This window comes from Pseudomonas alvandae (genome assembly GCF_019141525.1).
Taxonomy (GTDB): Bacteria; Pseudomonadota; Gammaproteobacteria; order Pseudomonadales; family Pseudomonadaceae; genus Aquipseudomonas; species Aquipseudomonas alvandae.
Window position 1 is genome coordinate 63,070 of record NZ_CP077080.1, and the last position, 23,039, is coordinate 86,108.

22 protein-coding genes and 1 pseudogene are annotated in these 23,039 nt (G+C 62.0%); 16 read left to right on the forward strand and 7 right to left on the reverse strand.

The features are described 5' to 3' along the window. Positions 1-6 precede the first annotated feature (6 nt). The 3 genes from tssK to tagH form a co-directional block, all read right to left on the reverse strand. On the reverse strand, positions 7-1,341 hold the full coding sequence (tssK, locus tag KSS97_RS00285; RefSeq protein WP_003206916.1) for a type VI secretion system baseplate subunit TssK: 1,335 nt from the start codon (positions 1,339-1,341) through the stop codon (positions 7-9). A 15-nt stretch (positions 1,342-1,356) separates the two neighbouring features. Beyond that, entirely contained in the window at positions 1,357-1,863 is a 507-nt protein-coding gene (tssJ, locus tag KSS97_RS00290; protein WP_030138243.1) for a type VI secretion system lipoprotein TssJ, read from the reverse strand. Positions 1,864-1,932: 69 nt separating this feature from the next. Then, positions 1,933-3,393, reverse strand: coding sequence for a type VI secretion system-associated FHA domain protein TagH (gene tagH / locus KSS97_RS00295; protein WP_030138242.1), 1,461 nt, complete (start codon positions 3,391-3,393; stop codon positions 1,933-1,935). Between the two features lie 401 nt (positions 3,394-3,794). Here tagH and tssA point away from each other — a divergent pair, with 401 nt between their 5' ends. The 11 genes from tssA to KSS97_RS00350 all read left to right on the forward strand — a co-directional run bounded on the left by tssA (position 3,795) and on the right by KSS97_RS00350 (position 16,750). Beyond that, the gene (tssA, locus tag KSS97_RS00300; protein WP_217860640.1) at positions 3,795-4,823 is read left to right on the forward strand and encodes a type VI secretion system protein TssA; all 1,029 of its coding nucleotides are present in this window, start codon (positions 3,795-3,797) and stop codon (positions 4,821-4,823) included. Between the two features lie 81 nt (positions 4,824-4,904). Next, positions 4,905-5,420, forward strand: coding sequence for a type VI secretion system contractile sheath small subunit (gene tssB, locus KSS97_RS00305; RefSeq protein ID WP_025216163.1), 516 nt, complete (start codon positions 4,905-4,907; stop codon positions 5,418-5,420). Between the two features lie 12 nt (positions 5,421-5,432). Then, positions 5,433-6,929, forward strand: coding sequence for a type VI secretion system contractile sheath large subunit (tssC, locus tag KSS97_RS00310; RefSeq protein ID WP_030138240.1), 1,497 nt, complete (start codon positions 5,433-5,435; stop codon positions 6,927-6,929). 209 nt (positions 6,930-7,138) lie between these two features. After that, on the forward strand, positions 7,139-7,627 hold the full coding sequence (locus KSS97_RS00315) for an Hcp family type VI secretion system effector (RefSeq protein ID WP_181290609.1): 489 nt from the start codon (positions 7,139-7,141) through the stop codon (positions 7,625-7,627). A gap of 81 nt (positions 7,628-7,708) precedes the next feature. Then, positions 7,709-8,158, forward strand: coding sequence for a type VI secretion system amidase effector protein Tae4 (locus tag KSS97_RS00320; protein WP_217860641.1), 450 nt, complete (start codon positions 7,709-7,711; stop codon positions 8,156-8,158). Beyond that, positions 8,158-8,595, forward strand: a complete 438-nt coding sequence (locus KSS97_RS00325; RefSeq protein ID WP_217860642.1) for a hypothetical protein — start codon at positions 8,158-8,160, stop codon at positions 8,593-8,595. Before KSS97_RS00320 ends, KSS97_RS00325 begins: the two co-directional genes overlap by 1 nt. After that, positions 8,589-9,101, forward strand: a complete 513-nt coding sequence (tssE, locus tag KSS97_RS00330) for a type VI secretion system baseplate subunit TssE (RefSeq protein ID WP_030138236.1) — start codon at positions 8,589-8,591, stop codon at positions 9,099-9,101. The genes KSS97_RS00325 and tssE overlap by 7 nt, the downstream gene beginning before the upstream one ends. Continuing rightward, positions 9,098-10,957, forward strand: coding sequence for a type VI secretion system baseplate subunit TssF (tssF, locus tag KSS97_RS00335; protein ID WP_217860643.1), 1,860 nt, complete (start codon positions 9,098-9,100; stop codon positions 10,955-10,957). Before tssE ends, tssF begins: the two co-directional genes overlap by 4 nt. Beyond that, positions 10,921-11,970, forward strand: a complete 1,050-nt coding sequence (gene tssG / locus KSS97_RS00340) for a type VI secretion system baseplate subunit TssG (RefSeq protein ID WP_030138234.1) — start codon at positions 10,921-10,923, stop codon at positions 11,968-11,970. Before tssF ends, tssG begins: the two co-directional genes overlap by 37 nt. Continuing rightward, positions 11,963-14,653 carry a type VI secretion system ATPase TssH gene (gene tssH, locus KSS97_RS00345; RefSeq protein WP_030138233.1) on the forward strand — a complete coding sequence of 897 codons (2,691 nt, stop codon included), beginning with the start codon at positions 11,963-11,965 and terminating at the stop codon, positions 14,651-14,653. Before tssG ends, tssH begins: the two co-directional genes overlap by 8 nt. Before the next feature lie 156 nt (positions 14,654-14,809). Further along, positions 14,810-16,750, forward strand: a complete 1,941-nt coding sequence (locus KSS97_RS00350; RefSeq protein WP_198796197.1) for a type VI secretion system Vgr family protein — start codon at positions 14,810-14,812, stop codon at positions 16,748-16,750. 148 nt (positions 16,751-16,898) lie between these two features. Here the strand turns inward: KSS97_RS00350 and KSS97_RS00355 are convergent, their stop codons facing one another. Genes KSS97_RS00355 through KSS97_RS00370 form a run of 4 tightly spaced genes read right to left on the reverse strand, consistent with a single transcriptional unit; the run spans position 16,899 to position 19,457 of the window. Further along, positions 16,899-17,471, reverse strand: a complete 573-nt coding sequence (locus KSS97_RS00355) for a hypothetical protein (protein ID WP_198796196.1) — start codon at positions 17,469-17,471, stop codon at positions 16,899-16,901. After that, positions 17,432-17,764 carry a hypothetical protein gene (locus KSS97_RS00360; protein ID WP_051065889.1) on the reverse strand — a complete coding sequence of 111 codons (333 nt, stop codon included), beginning with the start codon at positions 17,762-17,764 and terminating at the stop codon, positions 17,432-17,434. Before KSS97_RS00360 ends, KSS97_RS00355 begins: the two co-directional genes overlap by 40 nt. Next, complete coding sequence (locus KSS97_RS28570) at positions 17,757-18,968, reverse strand: PAAR domain-containing protein (RefSeq protein WP_217860644.1); 1,212 nt, start codon at positions 18,966-18,968, stop codon at positions 17,757-17,759. The genes KSS97_RS00360 and KSS97_RS28570 overlap by 8 nt, the downstream gene beginning before the upstream one ends. Positions 18,969-19,022: 54 nt before the next feature. Then, positions 19,023-19,457 carry a DUF1795 domain-containing protein gene (locus tag KSS97_RS00370; protein ID WP_030138228.1) on the reverse strand — a complete coding sequence of 145 codons (435 nt, stop codon included), beginning with the start codon at positions 19,455-19,457 and terminating at the stop codon, positions 19,023-19,025. A 248-nt stretch (positions 19,458-19,705) separates the two neighbouring features. Between KSS97_RS00370 and KSS97_RS00375 the strand changes: the two genes are divergently transcribed. The 5 genes and pseudogenes from KSS97_RS00375 to KSS97_RS00395 all read left to right on the forward strand — a co-directional run bounded on the left by KSS97_RS00375 (position 19,706) and on the right by KSS97_RS00395 (position 22,921). Next, entirely contained in the window at positions 19,706-21,637 is a 1,932-nt protein-coding gene (locus tag KSS97_RS00375) for a type VI secretion system Vgr family protein (RefSeq protein ID WP_030138227.1), read from the forward strand. An 18-nt stretch (positions 21,638-21,655) separates the two neighbouring features. Further along, positions 21,656-22,090, forward strand: a complete 435-nt coding sequence (locus KSS97_RS00380) for a DcrB-related protein (RefSeq protein WP_030138226.1) — start codon at positions 21,656-21,658, stop codon at positions 22,088-22,090. Between the two features lie 12 nt (positions 22,091-22,102). Next, positions 22,103-22,396: pseudogene (locus KSS97_RS00385) on the forward strand (hypothetical protein); the annotation flags it as partial. Between the two features lie 29 nt (positions 22,397-22,425). Next, on the forward strand, positions 22,426-22,641 hold the full coding sequence (locus tag KSS97_RS00390) for an RES family NAD+ phosphorylase (protein WP_264081986.1): 216 nt from the start codon (positions 22,426-22,428) through the stop codon (positions 22,639-22,641). 1 nt (position 22,642) lies between these two features. Then, the gene (locus KSS97_RS00395) at positions 22,643-22,921 is read left to right on the forward strand and encodes an antitoxin Xre/MbcA/ParS toxin-binding domain-containing protein (RefSeq protein ID WP_217860645.1); all 279 of its coding nucleotides are present in this window, start codon (positions 22,643-22,645) and stop codon (positions 22,919-22,921) included. Positions 22,922-23,039 lie beyond the last annotated feature (118 nt).

Consider the following 23,039-nt stretch of genomic DNA (forward strand, 5'->3'; position numbering starts at 1 on the left):
CGCGGTTTATCCTCGGATCGCCCAGAACGCCAGGTTCAACCCTGGGAACTGGCCGGCGATATGGAACGCAAAGCCACCGGAGTTGCTGAGTTGCTGCCAGTGGTCGCTGCCCCGGTCCAATTCGTAATAGGTGGAACCGGCGTGGTACGGCAGTTGCCGTGGCGCCACCGGCAACGGCAGCAGGCCGATGCCCGGCAGTTGCAGGTTGACCAGGTCGCGGATGTGCTCCACCGAACCGACCTTGCTCTGCTGGCCGAAGCGGCCGCGCAGGGTTTCGGCGGGCACATCGGCGCGCACCACGAGAATGAAGCTGGCGCTGTCGAGCAGGGTCTTGTCGGCCAGCATCGCCACGTGGATGCCGTAGGCTTTCTCGACAATCGGGATCGGCGTGGCCTTGCTGTCGATCAGCATCGACAAGGCTTCGCGCAGGGCCTGCATCACCGGCGCGTAGCTGAGCGCCAGGTCATCATGCTGGTAAGGCGGATATTGCTGCGGTCGTCGGCCGGAGGCGGTGAAGGTGGAGAACTCGCCGGCCAGGCTGACCAGTTCGCTGTAGAAACGCTCGGGATGCAGCGGGCTCAACTGGCTCAGGTGCTGGATCAGCGGCTGGGCGCGGTTGACCAGTTGCAGCAGCATGAAATCGGCGATCTCCGAAGCGCCACCGGCACCGGAAGCCACCACCCGCCCCGCCAAGGCTTCGCCACGTTGATGGAGCAGGCCCAGCAGTTCGCTGCGGAACGCCGCCAATGGCTTGGAGGCGATGACATCCAGCAGCGGCGGGATGTAGGCATCGTCGAGCACCAACGCACGGTCGGCACGTTTTTCCTTGATGCGCACCACGCCAATCGCGGCGTAGTCGCCAATGCCATCCTGCTCGGTCAACAACCGCAGGGCCCGCGAGCCGAGGGCCACCGGCGCGCGGTTTTCGAACGGCGCGTTGTCGTCGCGCACTTCGCAGACCTGGCTCACGTAACGCGCCGCACCGAGATCTTCGCCCTCGTCCACGGTGTCTCGGGCGCCGGCGCGCTTGAGCGGCAAGGCCAGGTAGACCAGGCCATCGCGCAGGTTGTCATCGACGTTCAGCGGCGTTGGCGCCAGGTCATCCTGGGGAATGTTGAACGGCGTGCCGTCCGGCAACAGGCCCCGCGCCGAAATGATCGCCAGCTTGCCCTGGGCCAGCAGGCCTTGGTCGATCAGCAATTCGGAAAAACCCCAGGCGCCGGCCGACAAGGGGCGGCTGCGTGCGTCGATGAGGTTTTCCAGGTAACGGTCATGCTGCTGGAAGTGCTGCGTTCCAATGAACATGCCTTCCGACCAGACCACACGATTGTTCCAGGACATGGGGGCTCCGATTGCTTATTGGGCAGGGCTGGATGGGGTAACGACGACGGCGCTGCGCACGGCGCGCACGTCGAGGCTGATCTGGTATTCGGTGTATTCGCGCGGCGGGACGTTCATCACCGTGCGCCACAGCGACTGGTCCAGCTCGCGATAGCCCACCAGGATTCCGATGTGCCGCGTTGAAGGGTCGAGGTCGCGTTGCAGGCTCAATTGCTGGCCGGGCTGGATCAGCACTTCGTCCTGGTCGATCAGGTCGGCGCCGAGGGTGGCCTGGGCTCGCTCGGCCAAGGCGAAATAATCCGAACGGCCAAAGGTCGCGGCATTTTTCAGTTCGAAAATGCGCACCCGGACCGGGGCCGGCTGTCCGGTGGCGCCGGGGTTGAGGCCGGCAATGGCATGGAAATGCAACTCGATGGCGGCGGTGTCGGCCTCAGCTTCTTCGGGCTGGGGTGGGGCCGCATCCTTGGCACACGCCGTCAGCAGAAGCGCTGCGGCGACTGCGAGTAAAAACCTGGGAATCATCCTGCGTCCTCAATGACGTTTGAGCTATCCGTTGTTGACTTGATCAGTATTGTTATAAGACGGCGGCGCTCAACGGCGTCGCTGTCGTGTGCTGTGTTCTTCGTAGGCGCGGCTGAATTCGCGACCGAACAGGTCCTGGAAATCCTCTTGGGCTTCCCGGGAAATGTTGCTGTAGAGCTCGGTGAATTGCTGCCAGTACTGGGCCTGTCGCGAGCCGCTGAAAATGCCCGACAGCCCGCCGGGCTTGCCCATGCGCTCTTCCAGTTGCGCCGGCTCGAAACGCGCCAGCAAATGCTTGATCGCCGCTTCCACACCGGCCATCACCGCCAGCTGGTGGGCGCGCAGATCATCGAAGCTGTCGCGCACCGCCGCATCCGGCGCCATGAACGCCTGGTTGCCATGGCGCAGCAGTAACAGCAGCGCTTCGTCGACATTGGGGGCGAACTTCAGCGGGTTGTTTTCCACCGGCTGGATCATCGTCTGCTGGATGCGGAATTCACCCTTGAGGCTGCTGCGGGCGCGCAGTACATCGATCAGGCCTTCGACCATCAACCGATAGCTGCGACCGATACTTTCCATCTGGGCTTCGGCGTTGGCCTTGTCCAGGCGCAGCTGATCCAGCCCGGCGCCACGCAGGAAGGCTTGCAGCAGGTCCGGTTGAGAGGTTTGCGCCGGGGTGGCTGTCGGCTCGACGCGGCTGACCGGCGCTTCTTGCTGTGGCGCGGATTCAATCGGCGCAACAACTTCAACCACAGGAATCGGCGGCGGGGGTACTGGTTCAAGCACCGGCAGCGCCGGCATGGAAACCGGCTCAGGCAGCGGCGCGACGGGCATCGGCGCCACCGCCACAGGCTTGTCGCTGAACGGGTCCCAGTCATCCGGGATGACCGGGGCGGACGTCACGGCCACCGGCTCGAACACTGGCTCAGCCACCGGTGGTGGGCTCGGGCGCGGAATCGGCGTAGGCGGACGGAAATCATGCTGCTCGGCCGGCACGTGGTCCGGCTGGGTGGCCGGCGGGACGCTGGTCGGCGCGAGAAAATCGAACAGGTCCGGCAGCGTGTCCATCGACGACACACCCTGGAAATGCGCCGGCGTGCTCACGGGCATTGGCGAAGGCGTATGTACCGGGGCACTCTGGCGTCCCATCAAGGCTTCGAAACTGCTGGGGGCTTCGGCGAACGGGTTGCTGTCGGTCATCGGCAGGTCGAAGTCCACCCGCGCCTGGATCTCGTAGTCACCGATGCGGATCACTTCGCCGTCCTGCAACGGCTCGCTGTTGCCTTTGCGCAAGCGAATACCGGCCTTGACCAATTCCACACCGTTAGTGCTGTTATCGGTCAAGTAATAGCGCCCGTCCTTATATTGGATAACGCAATGTTTGCCCGAGACCAGGCGCTCCGGATCCGGTAATACCCAGTCATTATCGGAATTGCGGCCAATTGCCATCACTCCCTGGCCCAAGGTCTTTTCAGAGCACTGTCCGGGGGTAATCTTGTGATAACTAGTGATAGTCAAACACAGCGGCATCTCGCCTCCTTGCTGAATACTTCTTGTCGCCGACGATACATTGGGAGCGGCGCCGGCTATGCGCCACACACCTTGCAAACAACCCGAAACGGCTTTTTGCCAGCATGATTGCTGATCTTAACCGGCCCGCATGACAAAAACCCTGCATCGGTGCGCGCTTCGACCCATGGGTCGCGCGGGTTGTTAAGCACCTCACAACTGTCACATCGGCGAAATAGCTTACCTTGACAACGGATAAGTACTACACCAAAAATGCACAACTTCTTGAATATACATGATGGCACTTTAAGATCATCTCGCACTTATAGCGCCATTATCATCAAGGAACATGTGGAGTTTCATCCGAAACTTGCGTGTGCACTGCCCGACTTCTTCAGCGGGTGATAGGGAGATCGATCCAAGTGGATGTGCCTTTGTTGCTCGCCGCCGTTTCCGCGAATTCGCCTTGCGGTGAAGACCTGGAATATGACGCGGATTTCTTGCGCCTGGAACGCGACTCTCGGGGCCAACCCGAGCGCAGCATGGGCGATTCGATCCTGCCTGCCGAACCTCCCGAGTGGCGCAGCATCCAGCAACAGAGCCTGGACCTGCTGCAACGCAGCAAAGACCTGCGCATCACCCATTTCCTGTTGCAAAGCTCCCTGGCCCTGGAAGGCATTCCCGGCCTCGCCCGCGTATTGACGCTGATCAGCGAGCTGCTCAAGCAATACTGGGCAGAACTGCATCCGCGCCTCGATGCCGACGACGACAACGACCCCACCGTGCGCATCAACGCCCTCGCCGGCCTGACCTCGGACGTCACCATTCGCTTGCTGCGTGAAAGCATCCTGGCCCGCTCACGGACATTCGGTGCCGTCAGCCTGCGCGCCGCCGCCAATGCCAGCGGCTTGCAGAGTTTTGCCGATGAAAGCCTCGGTGCCGAACAGCTTGCCGGGGCCCTGCTCGACAGCGATCCCGAGCAGTTGGAAACCATCCGTGCCGCCCTGCTGGAAGCCCGCAGCGCCGCCGAAACCATCGAACAGCAAGTCAGCGACCAGGTCGGTTCCGCCCAGGGCGTGGACCTCGGCCCGTTGAAACAACCGCTGAAGATGGCCCTGCAGATTCTCGGTCAGTTCGCCCCACAGAGCGGCGACAGCGACCTCGCCGATCCCGTCCAACCCGACCACACCGCGCCGGCTGAACACCCCAGCGCACCGAGCGCGCCGCGCGGCAGTACCGTCCCGGGGGAAATCAACAACCGTGACGACGTGCTGCGCAGCCTGGACCGGATCCTGGCGTACTACACCCGCCACGAGCCCTCCAGCCCGCTGCCGGTGCTGTTGAACCGGGCGAAGAATCTGGTGCACGCCGACTTTGCGGCGATCGTGCGCAATCTGATTCCCGACGGCATGAGTCAATTTGAAAACCTGCGCGGCCCGGAAAGCGAATAAAAAGCGAGCGGATCACGCAGTCACGTCATAGGTACCCCCGATGACGCCAACACCGTCGCTCAAGCGACCAGGAGCAGCAACGTGGCGAAGCAAAGTTCTCAGAAATTCATCGCGCGCAACCGCGCGCCTCGAGTGCAGATCGAGTACGACGTCGAGCTCTACGGCGCCGAGAAAAAGGTCCAGTTGCCCTTCGTCATGGGCGTCATGGCCGACCTCGCCGGCAAGCCCGCCGAGCCTCTGGCACCGGTGGCCGATCGCAAGTTCCTCGAGATCGATGTCGACAATTTCGACTCGCGCCTCAAGGCCATGCAGCCGCGCGTGGCGTTCCATGTGCCTAACGAACTGACCGGCGAAGGCAACCTGAGCCTGGACCTGACCTTCGAAAGCATGGACGACTTCAGCCCGGCAGCCGTGGCGCGCAAGGTCGATTCGCTGAACAAGCTGCTCGAAGCGCGCACTCAGTTGGCCAACCTGCTGACCTACATGGACGGCAAGACCGGCGCCGAGGAAATCATCATGAAGGCGATCAAGGACCCAGCGCTGTTGCAGGCCCTGGCGAGCGCGCCGAAGCCCGCCGACGCAGAGCCCAAGGCTTAAGGACTAACGATCATGAACGATTTGGTACGCGACAATCAGCCCCAGAACCTGGGCGCCACCGAAGAAACCAGCGAGTTCGCCTCGCTGTTGCTGCAAGAATTCAAACCCAAGACCGAACGCGCCCGCGAAGCCGTCGAGACCGCCGTGCGCACCTTGGCCGAACAGGCCCTGGCGCAGACCGACCTGGTGTCCAACGATGCCATCAAGTCGATCGAGTCGATCATCGCCGCCATCGACGCCAAGCTCACCGCCCAGGTCAACCAGGTCATCCATCACCCGGATTTCCAGCAGTTGGAAAGCGCCTGGCGTGGCCTGCACTACCTGGTCAACAACACCGAGACCGATGAGCAGCTCAAGATCCGCGTGCTCAACATCTCCAAGCCTGACCTGCACAAGACCCTGAAGAAATTCAAGGGCACCGCGTGGGACCAGAGCCCGATCTTCAAGAAGATGTACGAAGAAGAATACGGCCAGTTCGGCGGCGAGCCTTACGGCTGCCTGGTGGGTGACTACTACTTCGACCAGTCGCCACCGGACGTGGAACTGCTGGGCGAACTGTCGAAAGTCTGCGCCGCGATGCACGCACCGTTCATTGCCGCTGCTTCGCCCACCGTGATGGGCATGGGTTCCTGGCAGGAACTGTCGAACCCTCGCGACCTGACCAAGATCTTCACCACTCCGGAATACGCCGGCTGGCGTTCGCTGCGTGAATCGGAAGACTCGCGCTACATCGGCCTGACCATGCCGCGCTTCCTGGCGCGCCTGCCGTACGGCGCCAAGACCGACCCGGTGGAAGCCTTCGCCTTCGAAGAAAATACCGACGGCGCCGACAGCTCCAAGTACACCTGGGCCAACGCTGCGTACGCGATGGCGGTGAACATCAACCGTTCCTTCAAACACTTCGGCTGGTGCTCGCGCATCCGTGGCGTGGAGTCGGGCGGTGAAGTGGAAAACCTGCCGGCCCACACGTTCCCGACCGACGACGGTGGCGTGGACATGAAGTGCCCGACCGAGATCGCCATTTCGGACCGCCGTGAAGCGGAACTGGCGAAGAACGGTTTCATGCCGCTGCTGCACAAGAAAAACACCGACTTCGCCGCGTTCATCGGCGCCCAGTCGCTGCAGAAACCGGCCGAATACGACGACCCGGACGCCACCGCCAACGCCAACCTGGCCGCGCGCCTGCCGTACCTGTTCGCCACCTGCCGTTTCGCCCATTACCTGAAGTGCATCGTGCGCGACAAGATCGGTTCCTTCAAAGAGAAGGACGAGATGCAGCGCTGGTTGCAGGACTGGATCCTCAACTACGTCGACGGTGATCCGGCGCACTCCACCGAGACCACCAAGGCCCAGCACCCACTGGCTGCCGCCGAAGTGATCGTCGAAGAAGTCGAAGGCAACCCGGGGTACTACAACTCCAAGTTCTACCTGCGCCCGCACTACCAGCTCGAAGGGCTGACCGTGTCGCTGCGCCTGGTATCGAAACTGCCTTCGGCCAAGGGCGCATAAACAGAGGTTCTGTTGGAAAGGGCTCGCTCCTGTGTGGGAGCGGGCTCGCTCGCGAAGGCGGTCGATCAGCCAGCATCGATGTCGACTGACCCACCGCATTCGCGAGCAAGCCCGCTCCCACAGGTTCGGTGTCTTGACTGACATTCAAAGTAATTTCGCAAGGTCAGCGTCAACCAAACAATGTGGTAGAGACCACACAGGGAGAAAACATGGCTGTTGATATTTTCATCAAGATTGGCGACATCAAGGGCGAGTCCATGGACAAGGCCCACAAGGACGAGATCGACGTCCTGAACTGGAGCTGGGGCATGTCCCAGTCCGGCAACATGCACGTCGGCAGCGGCGGTGGCGCGGGCAAGGTCAACATCCAGGACCTGTCGCTGACCAAGTACGTCGACAAGGCTTCGCCGAACCTGATGATGCACTGCGCCAGCGGCAAGCACGTCGACAAGGTCAAGCTGACCGTGCGCAAGGCCGGCGGTGAAAACCAGGTCGAGTACATGATCATCAACCTGGAAGAAGTGCTGATCACTTCCCTGAGCACCGGTGGCTCGGGCAGCGATGATCGCCTGACTGAAAACATCACCCTGAACTTCGCCAAGGTGCTGGTCGACTACCAGCCGCAGAAAGCCGACGGCACCAAGGAAGGCGGCCCGGTCAAGTTCGGCTGGAACATCCGTCAGAACGTCAAGGTGTAATCAAACACACCCCCGGTGCCACGCACCGGGGGTGTTTGGTGCTTGCTCGCATCCCATCCTTTCCTGTCCGGTGTCTGAGTCATGGCCAAGCCTTCGTTTATCAATTTGTGGAACAGTTATCCGCCCTACCCGTCCGCCAGTCCGGCTTGCGACGGTCCCTATATCAACCAGTGCGCTATTCGCATGAGTATCGCCTTGTGCGGGGAAAAGACCTTACCGGTCAACTCATCGACTTATACGCTGGATCCCAAATGCGCCCATGGACATGCCCGCGGCGCGGAGTCATTGGCCAACTGGCTCTGGAAGAAGAACCGCCTCGGCCCGCCGAAGGTCTACACCACCAGCGTGGCAGACCGCACGACACTGATGGGCAAGACCGGAATCATCTTCTTCAAAGACTGCTACCAACAGAGCAGCGATACTGCCGGCCGACCTACGGGTGATCACATCGACCTGTGGAACCGTGGCCTGACCAAGAGCGGTGATCTGTTCTCAAGATCCAAGGCCATTTGGTTCTGGGAGCTTTCGTGATGCGCGGCCCTTTGTTTCTTGCGGCGCTGGCGGCAAGCCTCGTCAGTCTAAGCGCGTGCGCCGGGCAGGCAACAGTCGCTCCGGCAGCCCCAACGCAGGCAGTTTTCGTCGGGCATCCGGTGAGCCTGATCGACGTTCAAGGTCGCTGTACGCTCGTTAAACCTGACCAGAGCCAGCTGACGCTCGATATGGAATGGCCTTGCCAGTTCAGCCTGGCTCCGGACAAGCAACTGCGTGTGGAGACGTTCAATCAAGTGCCGATTTTCTTGGTCGAACGCAGCGAACACATGCCCGCTCCCAGCCGTGATTGCTTGACCAAGATTCAAGCAGTACGCCTGGTCAAGGAAAAGCTGGAGGTGTCGGATGTCAGCCAGTTCGCCTCCTGTGGCCCCGGCCAATGGGATCAAAAGATGTATACGGCGCTCTTTAAGTGGTAACCGAAATCGCCACCCGTGATCGCCTGCAACCGTCCCTGCTGGACCGGCTGACCGACGACGATCCGACCAATCCCAAGGAAAGCGCCGACAAGCGCGTACTTTCCCTTACCCAGTTGAAAGCCTCGGTGTTGCGTGACCTGGCGTGGCTGCTCAACACCACCTCGCTGCTCGACGACGATGCCACGCTGCACACGGCGGCGGGCACGTCGGTGGTGAATTTCGGGCTGCCGGCGCTGGCGGGCAACAGTGCTTCGAACGTTGACGTCCCCGCGTTGGAAACCCTGATCCACCAGGCCATCGCCACGTTCGAGCCGCGCATCCTGCGCCACACCTTGCGCGTGCGGGCCCGGGCGACAGCCGAGATGAACCACAACGCCCTGAGCTTCGAGATCGAAGGCGACCTCTGGGCGCAGCCAGTGCCGTTGCGCCTGATGCTGCAAACCGACCTGGACCTGGAAACCGGCCACGTACGCGTGGTCAACGCCGACCAGCGGAGACGCCCATGAACCCGCGCCTGCTGGAGCTGTACAACCAGGAACTGCACCACGTGCGCGAAAGCGCCGCGGAGTTCGCCAAGGAATACCCGAAGATCGCCAGTCGGCTGACCCTGGCCGGCATGGACTGCGCCGACCCGTATGTCGAGCGCCTGCTGGAAGGCTTCGCCTATCTGACGGCACGGGTGCAACTCAAGCTCGACGCCGAGTACCCGACCTTCACCCACAACCTGCTGGAAATCGCCTACCCGCACTACCTGGCGCCGACGCCATCGATGACTGTGGTGCAGATGCAGGCCGACCCGGACGAAGGCTCGCTGAGCAGTGGTTTCCCGCTGCCCCGCGATACCATCCTGCGCGCCGCCCTGGGTCGCGAATCCCAGACCTGCTGCGAGTACCGCACTGCCCACGCGGTGACGTTGTGGCCGCTGCAGGTCAGCCAGGCCGAGTATTTCGGCAACCCGTCCGCCGTGCTTGGACGCCTGGCCGCCAGCGAACCGAAAGCCAAGGCTGGCCTGCGCCTGACCCTGCGCACCGGCGCCGAGCTGCCGTTCAACAGCCTGGCCCTGGACAACCTGCCGCTGTACCTCAGCGGTGCAGACGAGCAACCCTTCCGCCTTTACGAGCAACTGTTGGGTAACGCCTGCGCGGTGTTTGCGCGCCAGCCGGGCGGCAATTGGGTCGAGCGGCTGCCGCAGGATGCGTTGCGCTCCCAGGGTTTCGATGACGCCGAAGCCGCCCTGCCAGTGGTGTCGCGGGCGTTCCAGGGCTATCGCCTGTTGCAGGAATACTTCGCCCTGCCCCACCGTTTCCTGTTTGTCGACTTCACCCAGTTGAGTCGCGCAGTCAAGCGCTGCGACGGCCAGGAACTGGAGTTGATCGTGCTGTTCGACCGCCATGATCCGAGCCTGGAAGGCAGCGTCGGCGCCTCGCAGTTCCTGCCGTTCTGCACCCCGGCGATCAACCTGTTTCCCAAGCGCCTGGACCGCATTCACTTGTCGGACCGGGTCAATGAACACCACGTGATTGCCGACCGCACCCGGCCGATGGATTTCGAAGTGCATTCGCTGACCGGGCTGACCGGCCACGGCACCGGGCCGGAGCAACCGTTCCTGCCGTTCTATGCCGTGCGCGATCCGTCCCGCTATGGGCGCGACAAGGCCTATTACACCGTACGGCGCGAACCCCGCGTGCTGTCCAGCGACCAGCGCCGCAACGGGCCGCGCTCGACCTATGTCGGCAGCGAGACCTTTGTCAGCCTGGTGGACAGCCAGCAAGCGCCCTACCGCCACGACCTGCGCCAGCTGGGCGTGACCGCGTTGTGCACCAACCGCGACCTGCCGCTGTTCATGAGTGTCGGCAACGGCAAGACCGACTTCACCCTCGCCGACAGTGCCCCGGTGGGCGCGGTGCGCTGCGTCGCCGGGCCCAGTCGGCCGCGGGCCAGCCATGCCCACGACGCCAAGGCCTGGCGGCTGATCAGCCAGTTGTCGCTGAACTACTTGTCGTTGAGCGAACAAGGCCAAGGCGCCGCCGCCCTGCGCGAACTGCTGCGCCTGTATGGCGACAGCAACGACGCGGCGCTGCAATTGCAGATCGAAGGCTTGCGCGAGGTCAGCAGCAAGCCCTGCACCCGACGCCTGCCGATGCCTGGCCCGATCGTCTTCGGACGTGGCCTGGAGATCACCCTGGAATTCGATGAAAACGCGTTTCGCGGCACCGGGGTGTTCCTGCTCGGCGCGGTGTTGGAACGCTTCCTGGCACGCTACGTGTCGATCAACAGTTTTACCGAGACGGTGATCCGTACCACCGAACGCGGCGAGATCATGCGATGGAAAGCCAAGCCCGGACGTCGTCCGACCCTGTGAGTACCCTGGAAGCGATGCACCAGGAACCCTGGGAATACGACTTCTTCCAGGCGTTGCGGCGCATCGAATGCGAAACCCCCGAGCTGCCGCGCCTGGGCCATTCCCTGCGCCTGGCCGATGACCCGTTGCGCCTCGGGCAACAGGCCGACTGCACCTTCGCCCCGGCCACCCTTGCCTCGGTGCAACCGGGCGGCGACGGTACGCCCGCGCGCCTGGAGCAGTTCTTCTTCGGCCTCGGCGGCCCCAACGGCCCGATGCCGCTGCACATCACCGAATACGTGCGCGAGCGTCAGCGCAACAATGGCGACAGCACCAGCAAGCGCTTCCTCGATGTGTTCCACCATCGCCTGCTCAGCCTGTTCTACCGGGCCTGGGCCGAAGCGCGGCCAACGGTCAGCCATGATCGCCCGGACGATGACTATTGGTCGGCGCGCCTGGCGGCACTCAGCGGCCGGGGCATGCCGAGCTTGCTCAACCAGGGGCTGATCCCCGACACGGCGAAGCTGCACTACAGCGGCCACCTCTCGGCGCAAACCCGTTACCCGGACGGCTTGAAGGCGATCCTCAGCGAGTACTTCGGCCTGCCGGTGGAGATCGAAGAATACGTCGGTCAATGGCTGGAACTACCGGAACGCAGCCGCGTGGGCGTCAACGCTCAACTGGGCGTGGACTTCTGCCTGGGCCGGTTCGTCTGGGATCGCCAGCACAAATTCCGCATTCGCCTGGGGCCGCTCAAGCTCGTCGACTACATGGGCATGCTGCCCGGCAGCCAACCGTTCAACGAGCTGGTGGCCTGGGTCGCCGAATACCTGGGCCACGAGCTGGACTGGGACCTCAACCTGGTCCTGGAACAGCCCGAAGTGCCCGCACTACAACTCAATGGCCGTTTCCGCCTGGGCTTCAACACCTGGCTGGGACGTCCTGAAAAAGATGCCAACGATCTAATACTGGCCAGGCATTACGCCGAACAGGCCAACACCTCACAGACCTCAAGGAGCCATGAGCATGGGTGAAATCAGTCGCGCCGCGTTGTTCGGCAAACTCAACAGCGTGGCCTACAAAGCCATCGAAGCCGCCACCGTATTCTGCAAGTTGCGCGGTAACCCTTACGTGGAACTGGCCCACTGGTTTCATCAGTTGCTGCAATTGCAGGACTCGGACCTGCACCGCATCATCCGCCAGTTCAACATCGAGCCGGCGCGCCTGGCCCGTGACCTGACCGAGGCCCTGGACCGTTTGCCACGGGGTTCGACGTCGATCACCGACCTGTCCTCCCATGTCGAAGAAGCCGTGGAACGCGGCTGGGTCTACGGTAGCCTGATGTTCGGCGAAAGCCAGGTGCGCACCGGTTACCTGGTGCTCGGCATCCTCAAGACGCCGAGCCTGCGCCATGCGCTGCTGGGCCTGTCGTCGGAGTTCGACAAGGTCAAGGTCGAAGCCCTGAGCGAACGCTTTGACGAATACGTCGGCGACTCGCCGGAAAACGCCTTGACCGCCAGCGACGGTTTCAACGCGGGCAGCGTGCCGGGCGAAGCCAGCGGCGCCATGGCCCCCAGTGCGATGGGCAAACAGGAAGCCCTCAAGCGCTTTACCGTCGACCTCACCGAGCAGGCCCGCAGCGGCAAGCTCGACCCCATAGTTGGCCGTGACGAAGAGATCCGCCAACTGGTGGACATTCTCATGCGCCGCCGGCAGAACAACCCGATCCTCACCGGTGAGGCCGGCGTGGGCAAGACCGCCGTGGTCGAAGGCTTCGCCCTGCGCATCGTCGCCGGCGACGTGCCGCCGTCCCTCAAGGACGTGGAACTGCGCAGCCTCGATGTAGGCCTGTTGCAGGCCGGCGCGAGCATGAAAGGTGAATTCGAACAGCGCCTGCGCCAGGTCATCGAAGACGTCCAGGCCTCGCCGAAGCCGATCATCCTGTTCATCGACGAAGCCCACACCCTGGTGGGTGCCGGTGGCGCCGCCGGCACGGGCGACGCGGCCAACCTGCTCAAGCCGGCGCTGGCCCGCGGCACCTTGCGTACCGTGGCCGCCACGACCTGGGCCGAGTACAAGAAGCACATCGAAAAAGACCCGGCCCTGACCCGTCGTTTCCAAGTGGTGCAAGTGGCCGAGCCGTCGGAAGACAAAGCCCTGCTGATGATGCGCGGCGTGGCCTCGACCATGGAAAAACACCACCAGGTGCAGATCCTCGACGAAGCCCTGGAAGCCTCGGTCAAGCTGTCCCACCGCTACATTCCCGCGCGCCAGTTGCCGGACAAATCCGTCAGCCTGCTGGACACCGCCTGCGCCCGCGTCGCCATCAGCCTGCACGCCGTGCCGGCCGAAGTGGACGACAGCCGCCGGCGCATCGAAGCACTGGAAACCGAGCTGCAGATCATCGCCCGCGAACACGCGATTGGCGTGGTCATCGGCACTCGCCAGACCCACAGCGAAAGCCTGCTGAGCGCTGAGCGCGAACGCCTGGCCGAACTGGAAAGCCGCTGGGCCGAAGAGAAAACCCTGGTGGACGAATTGCTGGAAACCCGCGCCACCCTGCGCGAACGCGTTGGCGTGGTGGACAGCGAAGACAGCAGCGAAGCTTCCGACAACGAAAGTCACGAACTGCGCGAGAAACTGGTGGACCTGCAACAGCGCCTGACCGCCCTGCAAGGAGAGAACCCGCTTATCCTGCCAACCGTTGATTACCAGGCCGTGGCCTCGGTGGTCGCCGACTGGACCGGTATCCCGGTGGGCCGCATGGCCCGCAACGAACTGGAAACCGTGCTCAACCTCGACCAGCACCTGAAGAAACGCATCATCGGCCAGGACCATGCCTTGCAGATGATCGCCAAGCGCATCCAGACCTCCCGCGCCGGCCTCGATAACCCGAGCAAGCCGATTGGCGTGTTCATGCTCGCCGGCACCTCCGGCGTGGGCAAGACCGAAACCGCCCTGGCCCTGGCCGAAGCCATGTACGGCGGCGAGCAGAACGTCATCACCATCAACATGAGCGAGTTCCAGGAAGCCCACACCGTGTCCACCCTCAAGGGCGCGCCACCGGGCTACATCGGCTACGGCGAAGGCGGCGTGCTGACCGAAGCCGTGCGGCGCAAACCGTACAGCGTGGTGCTGCTGGACGAGGTGGAAAAAGCCCACCCGGACGTGCACGAGATCTTCTTCCAGGTGTTCGACAAGGGCGTGATGGAGGACGGCGAAGGCCGGGTGATCGACTTCAAGAACACCTTGATCCTGCTGACCACCAACGCCGGCACCGAGCTGATCGCCCAGGTCTGCAAGGACCCGCAGAACGTGCCCGAGCCGGAAGAAATCGCCAAGGCCTTGCGCCAACCGCTGCTGGAAATTTTCCCGCCGGCCCTGCTCGGCCGCCTGGTGACGATTCCGTACTACCCGCTCAGCGACGAGATGCTCAAGGCCATCACCCGCCTGCAACTCAACCGCATCAAGAAGCGCGTGGAGAGCACCCACAAAGTGGCCTTCGACTACGACGACGCGGTGATCGACCTGATCGTCTCGCGTTGCACCGAAACCGAAAGCGGCGGGCGCATGATCGACACCATCCTGACCAACAGCCTGCTGCCGGACATGAGCCGCGAGTTCCTGACTCGCATGCTCGAAGGCAAGGCCCTGGCCGGTGTGCGGATCAGTGCCGTGGACAACGAACTGAAGTACGATTTCAGCGACGCGGCCTGACCCGAAGGAACACCGCATAACCCCTGTGGGAGCGGGCTTGCTCGCGAATGCAATCTGTCAGTGCCATTGATGTTGCCTGACACACCGCCTTCGCGAGCAAGCCCGCTCCCACATTAGATTGCGCTCCTTCAGTTACTAATCAGCATGAGAACCTCGATGTTATTCAACCAAGCCTCCCGCCTGGCCAAGATCACCAGCCCCCTCGGACCTGAGGTACTGCTGCTCAAGGACATGGGCGGCGGCGAAGAGCTGGGGCGGCTGTTCAACTACGAGTTGCAGCTGCACTCGCTGGACAATGCCATCGACCTCAACCAGGTACTCGGCAAGCCGATGTGCGTAAGCGTTCAGCTGGACGGCGGTGGCGAGCGACATTTTCATGGCATCGTTGCGCGCTTCAGCCAGAACGTCGACCAGGGCCAATTCGCCAGTTACCAGGCCACGCTGCGGCCTTGGCTGTGGCTGCTGACGCGCACCTCTGATTGCCGGATTTTCCAGAACCTGACCATCCCGCAGATCATCAAGCAGGTGTTCCGCGACCTGGGCTTTTCCGATTTCGAAGATGCCTTGAGTCATCCCTATCGCGAGTGGGAATACTGCGTGCAGTACCGCGAGACGAGTTTCGACTTCGTCAGTCGCCTGATGGAACAGGAAGGCATCTACTACTTTTTCCGTCATGAGCAGGGTCGCCATGTGCTGGTGATGGCCGACGCCTATGGCGCCCACACCCGTGCGCCCGGCTATGCATCGGTGCCCTACTATCCGAAGAACGAGCAACAGCGCGAGCGCGATCACATCCACGATTGGCATCTGGCCCAGGAAGTCCAGCCGGGTTCGCTGGAGCTCAACGACTACGACTTCCAGCGGCCCAGCGCCCGCATCGACGTGCGCTCGGCCATGCCCCGCCCGCACGCCGCTGGCGACTATCCGCTGTATGACTATCCCGGCACCTATGTGCAAAGCTCGGATGGCGAGCACTACGCCCGCACCCGCATCGAAGCCCTGCAGACATTGCATGAGCAGATCGAGTTGTCGGGTAATGCCCGGGGCCTGGGGTCGGGGCATCTGTTCAGCCTCACTGGCTTCAGTCGCAAGGACCAGAACCGCGAATACCTGATCGTCGGCGCGCGTTATTACCTGTCCCAGGAAAGCGGCGAGAGTGGCGTCGGCGCGCCGTCGGCACAGTTCGAAAGCAGCCTGACCTGCATCGACGCCCAGCAGAGCTTTCGCCCGATGGCGATCACCCACCGCCCCATCGTCAAGGGCCCGCAAACCGCATTGGTGGTCGGCCCCAAGGGCGAGGAAATCTGGACCGACCAGTTCGGCCGGGTGAAGGTGCATTTCTACTGGGACCGTCACGACCAATCCAACGAGAACAGCTCTTGCTGGATTCGAGTGTCGCAGGCTTGGGCCGGGAAAAATTGGGGCTCGGTACAGATCCCGCGCATTGGCCAGGAAGTGATCGTCAGCTTTCTCGAAGGCGACCCCGATCGGCCGATCATCACCGGTCGGGTGTACAACGCCGAGCAAACCGTACCTTATGCGCTGCCCGCCAATGCTACGCAGAGCGGCACCAAAAGCCGTTCAAGCAAGGGCGGCACGCCGGCGAACTTCAACGAAATCCGCATGGAAGACAAGAAAGGCGCCGAGCAGCTGTACATCCACGCCGAGCGCAACCAGGACATTGCCGTGGAAGTGGATGAAAGCCACTGGGTGGGCCGCGACCGGCGCAAGAACATCGACCGCAATGAAACCGTGCGGATTGGCGAAGACCGACTGCGGGCCGTGCAGTGCAACGATGCCCTGCTCGTCGGCGGAACCAAGAGCGACAGCATCAGCACCCAATACCTCGTGGAGGCGGGCTCGCAGATTCGACTGGTGTGTGGCAAGAGCGTGCTGGAGTTCAACGCCAGTGGCGAGATCAACATCTCGGGCACCGCGTTCAACATCTACGCCAGTGGCAACGGCAACATCGACACCGGCGGGCGCCTGGACCTCAACTCCGGTGGCGCCAGCGAAGTGGATCCCAAGGGCAAGGGCATCAAGGGCGTTATCGACGCGGCGGTGAAGGCGCTGTTCCCGGCGAAGGCTAAGCCCTGAGGTTCACCGTGGCGAGGGAGCTTGCTCCCGCTGGGCTGCGTAGCAGCCCCTTTTGTGAGCGCTTCGCACTGGAGCGCCAGCCCGGTCAAACGGGAGCAAGCTCCCTCGCCACGGATTCACCGATAGCCCCGAATACAGAATCAATCGCTCAGAGATTGGCCGGCACAAAATCAGGGCCGCCCAGCTTGTCCCGGACGACCAGGGCTGTGCGCATCAGTGGCCCCCACAAACCGTTCTGGCTGTTCCAACTGGCACCGGCCCAACGCGTATCCTGGACCAACTCAGCCTTGTTGAGCTCAAGCTGCCTCTGAAGGGCCAGCGCCACGGCGCCCATGTCGATCTCGAAGAGGTCGGCATAAAGCCCCTCGGGTCGTGCCTGCTTTTTGCTCAGGCAAAACTGGTAGTACCAGACCCACACCGCAGCGACATAAATCGCCCGATTGCGGTCAGGGTAGGTCGCGAGAATCTTGAGCAAAGCCGCCACGAAGCGCCCGGGAAACTGACTGTCGTGAGTTTGTTGCCAATAACGCAGCACAAGTTGATCGAAAGCCGCGACGACGTTCTGCGGTTCAGCATTGTCATTCTTGGCTTCTTGAAAATAGAACGGCTCGCCGACGAGGAATTTATCCAACTCGTCATTGGCCAGGGCCAGCAGTAATACGTTGTCCAAGGACGCAAATTTCACTCGTTCGTAAGCCGGTACTGACCGGGCTGCGTCCATGCGACTCGCAGGTACTTGCCGCTCAGCAATTGCTCATCGCGAAGGTATTCGAACACTTCGGACGGGCACCATTCCTTGCCCGCAGAAAAGGCCACGCCTAATGAACGGAGTTCATCGAACACCTTGGCCTTTTGCTTGTTGTCCGCGACCTGCAGAACGTAGCTATCTTTCTCTGCCGCATTCGAAAAACCAATGGTCCGCAAAGGCGAATCCAAGGCGTTATCGATGACTTGAACACGAATCACGTCACCGTCCGCTTTTTCCACGTACGCCTTCAACACATCATTAATCACTGACAAATACCTCGGTTAAAGTGGTAATACCGTCCGCATCCTTGGTTGGAATCGATTCGACAACCATTTCTGGAGCTCCACCTGGCAAGTGTTTGCCTGGTCCCAGGAAATATTGGTTCCCCTCCATCGGACTTCTGGGCATGCGCCCCACGACATCATCGACCTGCCTGATCTTGAATCCGCCTTTAAGCGCATCTTTTTCCAAACCAAAGGCGCGCTCCAGTTCTGCAGCTTTTTTACCACTGATGGTGATCTTGGAACGACCCGAAAAATTCCCGATAACGTCGGTGATGCCTTTTTTGTCAGAAACAAAAGTACCGGCCCGGCCAATCGTAGGGTATGTATCCCATGCCGTCGGGCTAATGTTGAATCCTCGATTGTCCTTGAGCATCTGCTCCTGTCGCTGACGAGCCAGGATCGTTCGCTCGGCCGCCGTCATGGGCTTACGTGCCAGCTTCGGACCAGCACCGAGCAGGGCCATGCCTGCCACGCCTTGGAACAAGTCCCGATAGCCGGGGCCGAGACGGTCGCCCAAATCACCTAGCAGCTCCATGCCGACATACAACGCACCACCGACGGCGAGGGCGCCGAAGAAAGCGGCAGCGCCGGCAAAAGCCGCGAGCAACAAGGCTCCGCCCGCCGCCGCCAACCCCAACACTTCCAACCCGGAATGCATCCACCCTTCAAGGTCCAGCACAAACGCCACCGACACCGTCGGCCCGCCGATAAAGGTGTTCGGACTACCCGTCTTGATGTGGGCACCGCAGACCATTTTGCTGTGCAGGCGCGCCGCCGGTTTACCGTTGATGAACACCGTGGCGCTGCCTTCGGCGATCAGCACCGGAAAGGGCCAGATCGGATGGTTCATCGGCAGCCCGGTGCAGGACGACGAAACGTCTTCGCCCGCCCGCATGGCATTGCGGTCGTTGATGTAGACGTTGAAGCTGCCCATGATCAACGCCCCCGTGGTGGGTTCGGGCAGGTTGAAGATGGTGGAGAGGCCCTTGACGATCTGGAACATCGACAAGCCGCCGGCGGCAATCGAGCCGGCCATGATCGCCAGGGCCACGCCGCCGGTGGCGACCGTCGCGGCAACGACCGCCGCGCCGATCAAGGCGCCGGCCACGGCGCCGGCGACCATCGCGGCCAACCCGAACCCGTGGGCGATTTCATCTCCCAGACGTGCTGCTGCCTGTGCATCCATTGCGCGCAACTACCTTACTGATGTGACTGAGTGCTCAGTGGGTCGTATCGATGCTCAAGCAATCGGAGGCTGTGGCTTGAACGAATGCATCGCAAGCTTCCAGGCCGGCTCGTGATAAGGGAAGTCGTTCGGGGTCGTGGTCAAGGTGGTGATCAGCACCGCCGGCTTACGCTCGATGAACACCTGGCGCAGCATCAGGTCGCGCCCCTCGCGTTGCCAGGTGTAATCGAGCAACGTGGTCGTGAGCCCCTGCAACACCGTGTCCCAGCGCTGGACCAGCTTAAAACCCGGCAATTGCTGCTCCGCGCTCTTGAGTTGGCGATCCACGTACTCGGCAAAGGGCGCGTCGCCCTGGCTGGCGTCGCGGCTGATCACAAAACTGGCTTCTTTGGCAGGACCGATAGCCGGCAGCTTGAAAATATTGATGCTCTGGTCTTGCCAGGCATCGGGGATGTCGAGATCGGCTTCTTGAATGCGGTAGGAAGTCACAGTAATCGCTTTCCATGGACGTGAGGTGACGCGCGAAGGAGCAGATATTCAAGTAATGCCTGGCAACAATCAAGAACCGGGTTCCTCTGCCCCGCGTAACAAACTACATTATGCGATCAGCGTCACTTCTCCGGTGATTACCTGCCTGTGCACGGGCTGTCGAAGGGCGCGATCGCTTGATCTTCAGCCTCGAAAGCCGGCAATCTTGCGCAGCATCCAAAGGACTGCGGCAGCGATAAGGACGACCCATGCTATTGAATCAAGCCTCCCGCCTGGCCAAGATCACCAGCCCCCTGGGTCCCGAGGTGCTGTTGCTCAAGGATATGGGCGGCGGCGAAGAGCTGGGGCGGCTGTTCAACTATGAGTTGCAGCTGCATTCGCTGGACAACGCCATCGACCTCAACCAGGTACTCGGCAAGCCGATGTGCGTGAGCCTGCAACTCGATGGCGGTGGCGAGCGGCATTTCCACGGCATCGTCGCGCGCTTCAGCCAGAACGTCGACCAGGGCCAGTTCGCCAGTTATCAAGCCACCTTGCGCCCGTGGCTGTGGCTGCTGACGCGCACCTCGGACTGCCGGATTTTCCAGAACCTGACCATCCCGCAGATCATCAAGCAAGTGTTCCGCGACCTGGGTTTTTCCGATTTCGAAGACGCCCTCAGCCGGCCCTATCGCGAGTGGGAATACTGCGTCCAGTACCGCGAGACCAGCTTCGACTTCGTCAGCCGTCTGATGGAACAGGAAGGCATCTATTACTTCTTCCGCCATGAGCAGGGCCGCCACGTGCTGGTGCTGGCCGACGCCTACGGCGCCCACACCGCCGCGCCCGGCTACGGATCGGTGCCTTATTACCCGAAGAACGAGCAGCAGCGCGAACGCGACCACATCCACGACTGGCACCTGGCGCAGGAAGTCCAGCCGGGTTCGCTGGAACTTAACGACTATGATTTCCAGCGCCCCAGCGCACGCATCGACGTGCGCTCGGCCATGCCCCGGCCGCACGCCGCTGGCGACTATCCGCTGTTCGACTACCCGGGCACCTACGTGCAGAGCGAAGACGGCGAACACTACGCCCGCACCCGCATCGAAGCCTTGCAGACCCTGCATGAACAAGTCGAGTTGGCAGGCAACGCCCGGGGCCTGGGCTCGGGGCATCTGTTCAGCCTCACTGGCTTCACGCGCCAGGACCAGAACCGCGAATACCTGATTGTCGGCGCGCGTTATTACCTCTCCCAGGAAAGCGGTGAAAGCGGCGTCGGCGCGCCTTCGGCGCAATTCGAAAGCAGCCTGACCTGCATCGACGCCCAGCAGAGCTTTCGCCCGATGGCGATCACCCACCGCCCCATCGTCAAGGGCCCGCAAACCGCAATGGTGGTCGGGCCCAAGGGCGAGGAAATCTGGACCGATCAGTTCGGCCGGGTGAAGGTGCATTTCTATTGGGACCGTCACGACCAATCCAACGAGAACAGCTCTTGCTGGATTCGTGTGTCGCAATCCTGGGCCGGCAAGAACTGGGGCTCGATGCAGATTCCGCGCATCGGCCAGGAAGTGATTGTCAGCTTCCTTGAAGGTGATCCCGATAGGCCGATCATCACCGGTCGCGTGTACAACGCCGAGCAGACCGTGCCCTACGATTTGCCCGAGAACGCCACCCAGAGCGGCATGAAAAGCCGTTCAAGCAAGGGCGGCACGCCGGCGAACTTCAACGAAATCCGCATGGAAGACAAAAAAGGCGCCGAGCAACTGTACATCCATGCCGAGCGCAACCAGGACATCGTGGTCGAGGTGGACGAGAGCCATTCGGTGGGCCACGACCGCAACAAGAGCATCGGCCACAACGAAACCGTGACCATCGGCAACAACCGCCTGCGCATCGTCAAGCAGGAGGACATCCTCTCGGTGGGCCAGCGCAAGACTGACAGCATCAGCCAGAGCTACGTCATCGAAGTGGGCGAGAACCTGCGCCTGGTGTGCGGTGAAAGCATTCTGGAGCTCAACGCCAGCGGCCAGATCAACCTGACCGGCGTGCAGATCAGCTTCTATGCCAGCGGCGACGCCGAGTTCAACACCGGCGGCGTGCTGCACCTGAACAATGGCGGCGGCCCCGGTGCCACGCCGGACGGCCAAGGCGTCAAGGGCAGTATCGACGCCAACATCAGCGCCGCGTTCCCCAAGGGCTAATTTCGAGATTTATGCGCCATGACTTACCGCCTCAACGAATTCCAACTTCAACTGCCGCCCAGCGAGTTGCTCGACGCCTCGATCAACATCCTCAAGTTTCCCGAGCTGGGCACCTCCCTGATCGTCAGCCGCAGCCTGCTGGCCGAGGGCGAAACCCTGCAAAGCAACCTCGACGACCAGCTCAAGCGCCTGGAAAAACAAGTCCAGGACTTGCGCTGCCAACCGGGCGCCACCCTGCGCGTGGGCGCCAACCAGGAAGTCGAAGCCATTGAATTGCGCAGCCAGTTCAACAAGGGCAACGAAAAAGTCTTCCAGTATCAACTGGCGCTGGTATTGCCGGGCACGCGCAAGATGCTTGCCCTGAGTTACGTCAAAGCCGAGAAACTGGGCGATGCCGAAGCGGCGCATTGGGCGACGATCAAGGGCTCGCTGGTATTCGACGTCCCGGCTTGATGAGCACATTGCATGTCTGATGCACTCTGGGCCGCCCGGCTAGGCGACGCGCTGAACCACACCTCGATGATGGCCGATATCCTCGGCGGCGTCCTGGAAGTGGCCGCGAACATAGCGATCACCGCGGTGGCGACGACTGCCGTGGTGGCGGCCACGGGTATTACTGTTGCAACCGGCGGCTTGGGTTGCTTCCTGCTCGGCGCGGTGGTGGGCGCCGTGGTCGGCCTCGCCATGAGCAAGACCGGGGCTGACAAGGGGTTGAGCAATATATGCGAGGGCATTGGCAATGCTCTTTTCCCGCCCACGGGGGCGTCGACCTGTCCACGCGGGTGCTAGTGCGCAAAAAAGTGCAACTCAATAACGTCCTGGACCTGACCCGGGCCGATGTGCGCAAGCAACTGGGTGTATCCCTCAAAAGCATCACCGGCAACAAATACACCCAGACCCATCAGATCGGCGCCTGGGCCAAGGCCAACGGCTATGATGGGATCCTGGCGCCGTCGGCCCGAAACCCGACCGGCAGCAACTTGATCTCTTTCGAAGGTTTTTAGAATGGGCTTGGAAGACGAATACGTCGGTGATGCCGATTGGCAGAATTTCGTGCAAGTGTACGAAGAGGATTACCTCAACGATGACGCCCGGGAACTGGCCAAGGCCATGGATGACAACCTGGACATGGCCGTCGTGCTCTGCGGGAAAATGGGACGCGAGAGAGCGCTACAGTGGCTGGAACGGTCCGTGCCCGCCCTGGGCGACAAACGCCCGGCCGATTGCCTCAAGACCCCGAAACTGATCAAGCGGCTGAGAATGACGCTGATGAGCATGCCGTAGTCGAATGGCGGACGAGCTCGGCGGCGGCCCCTGAAAGGCAAGTTTTCCTACAGAAATATCGCATCAACCGATTGCGGTTGCTGCGCAACCGAGCGGGAGCAAGCTCCCTCGCCACGGG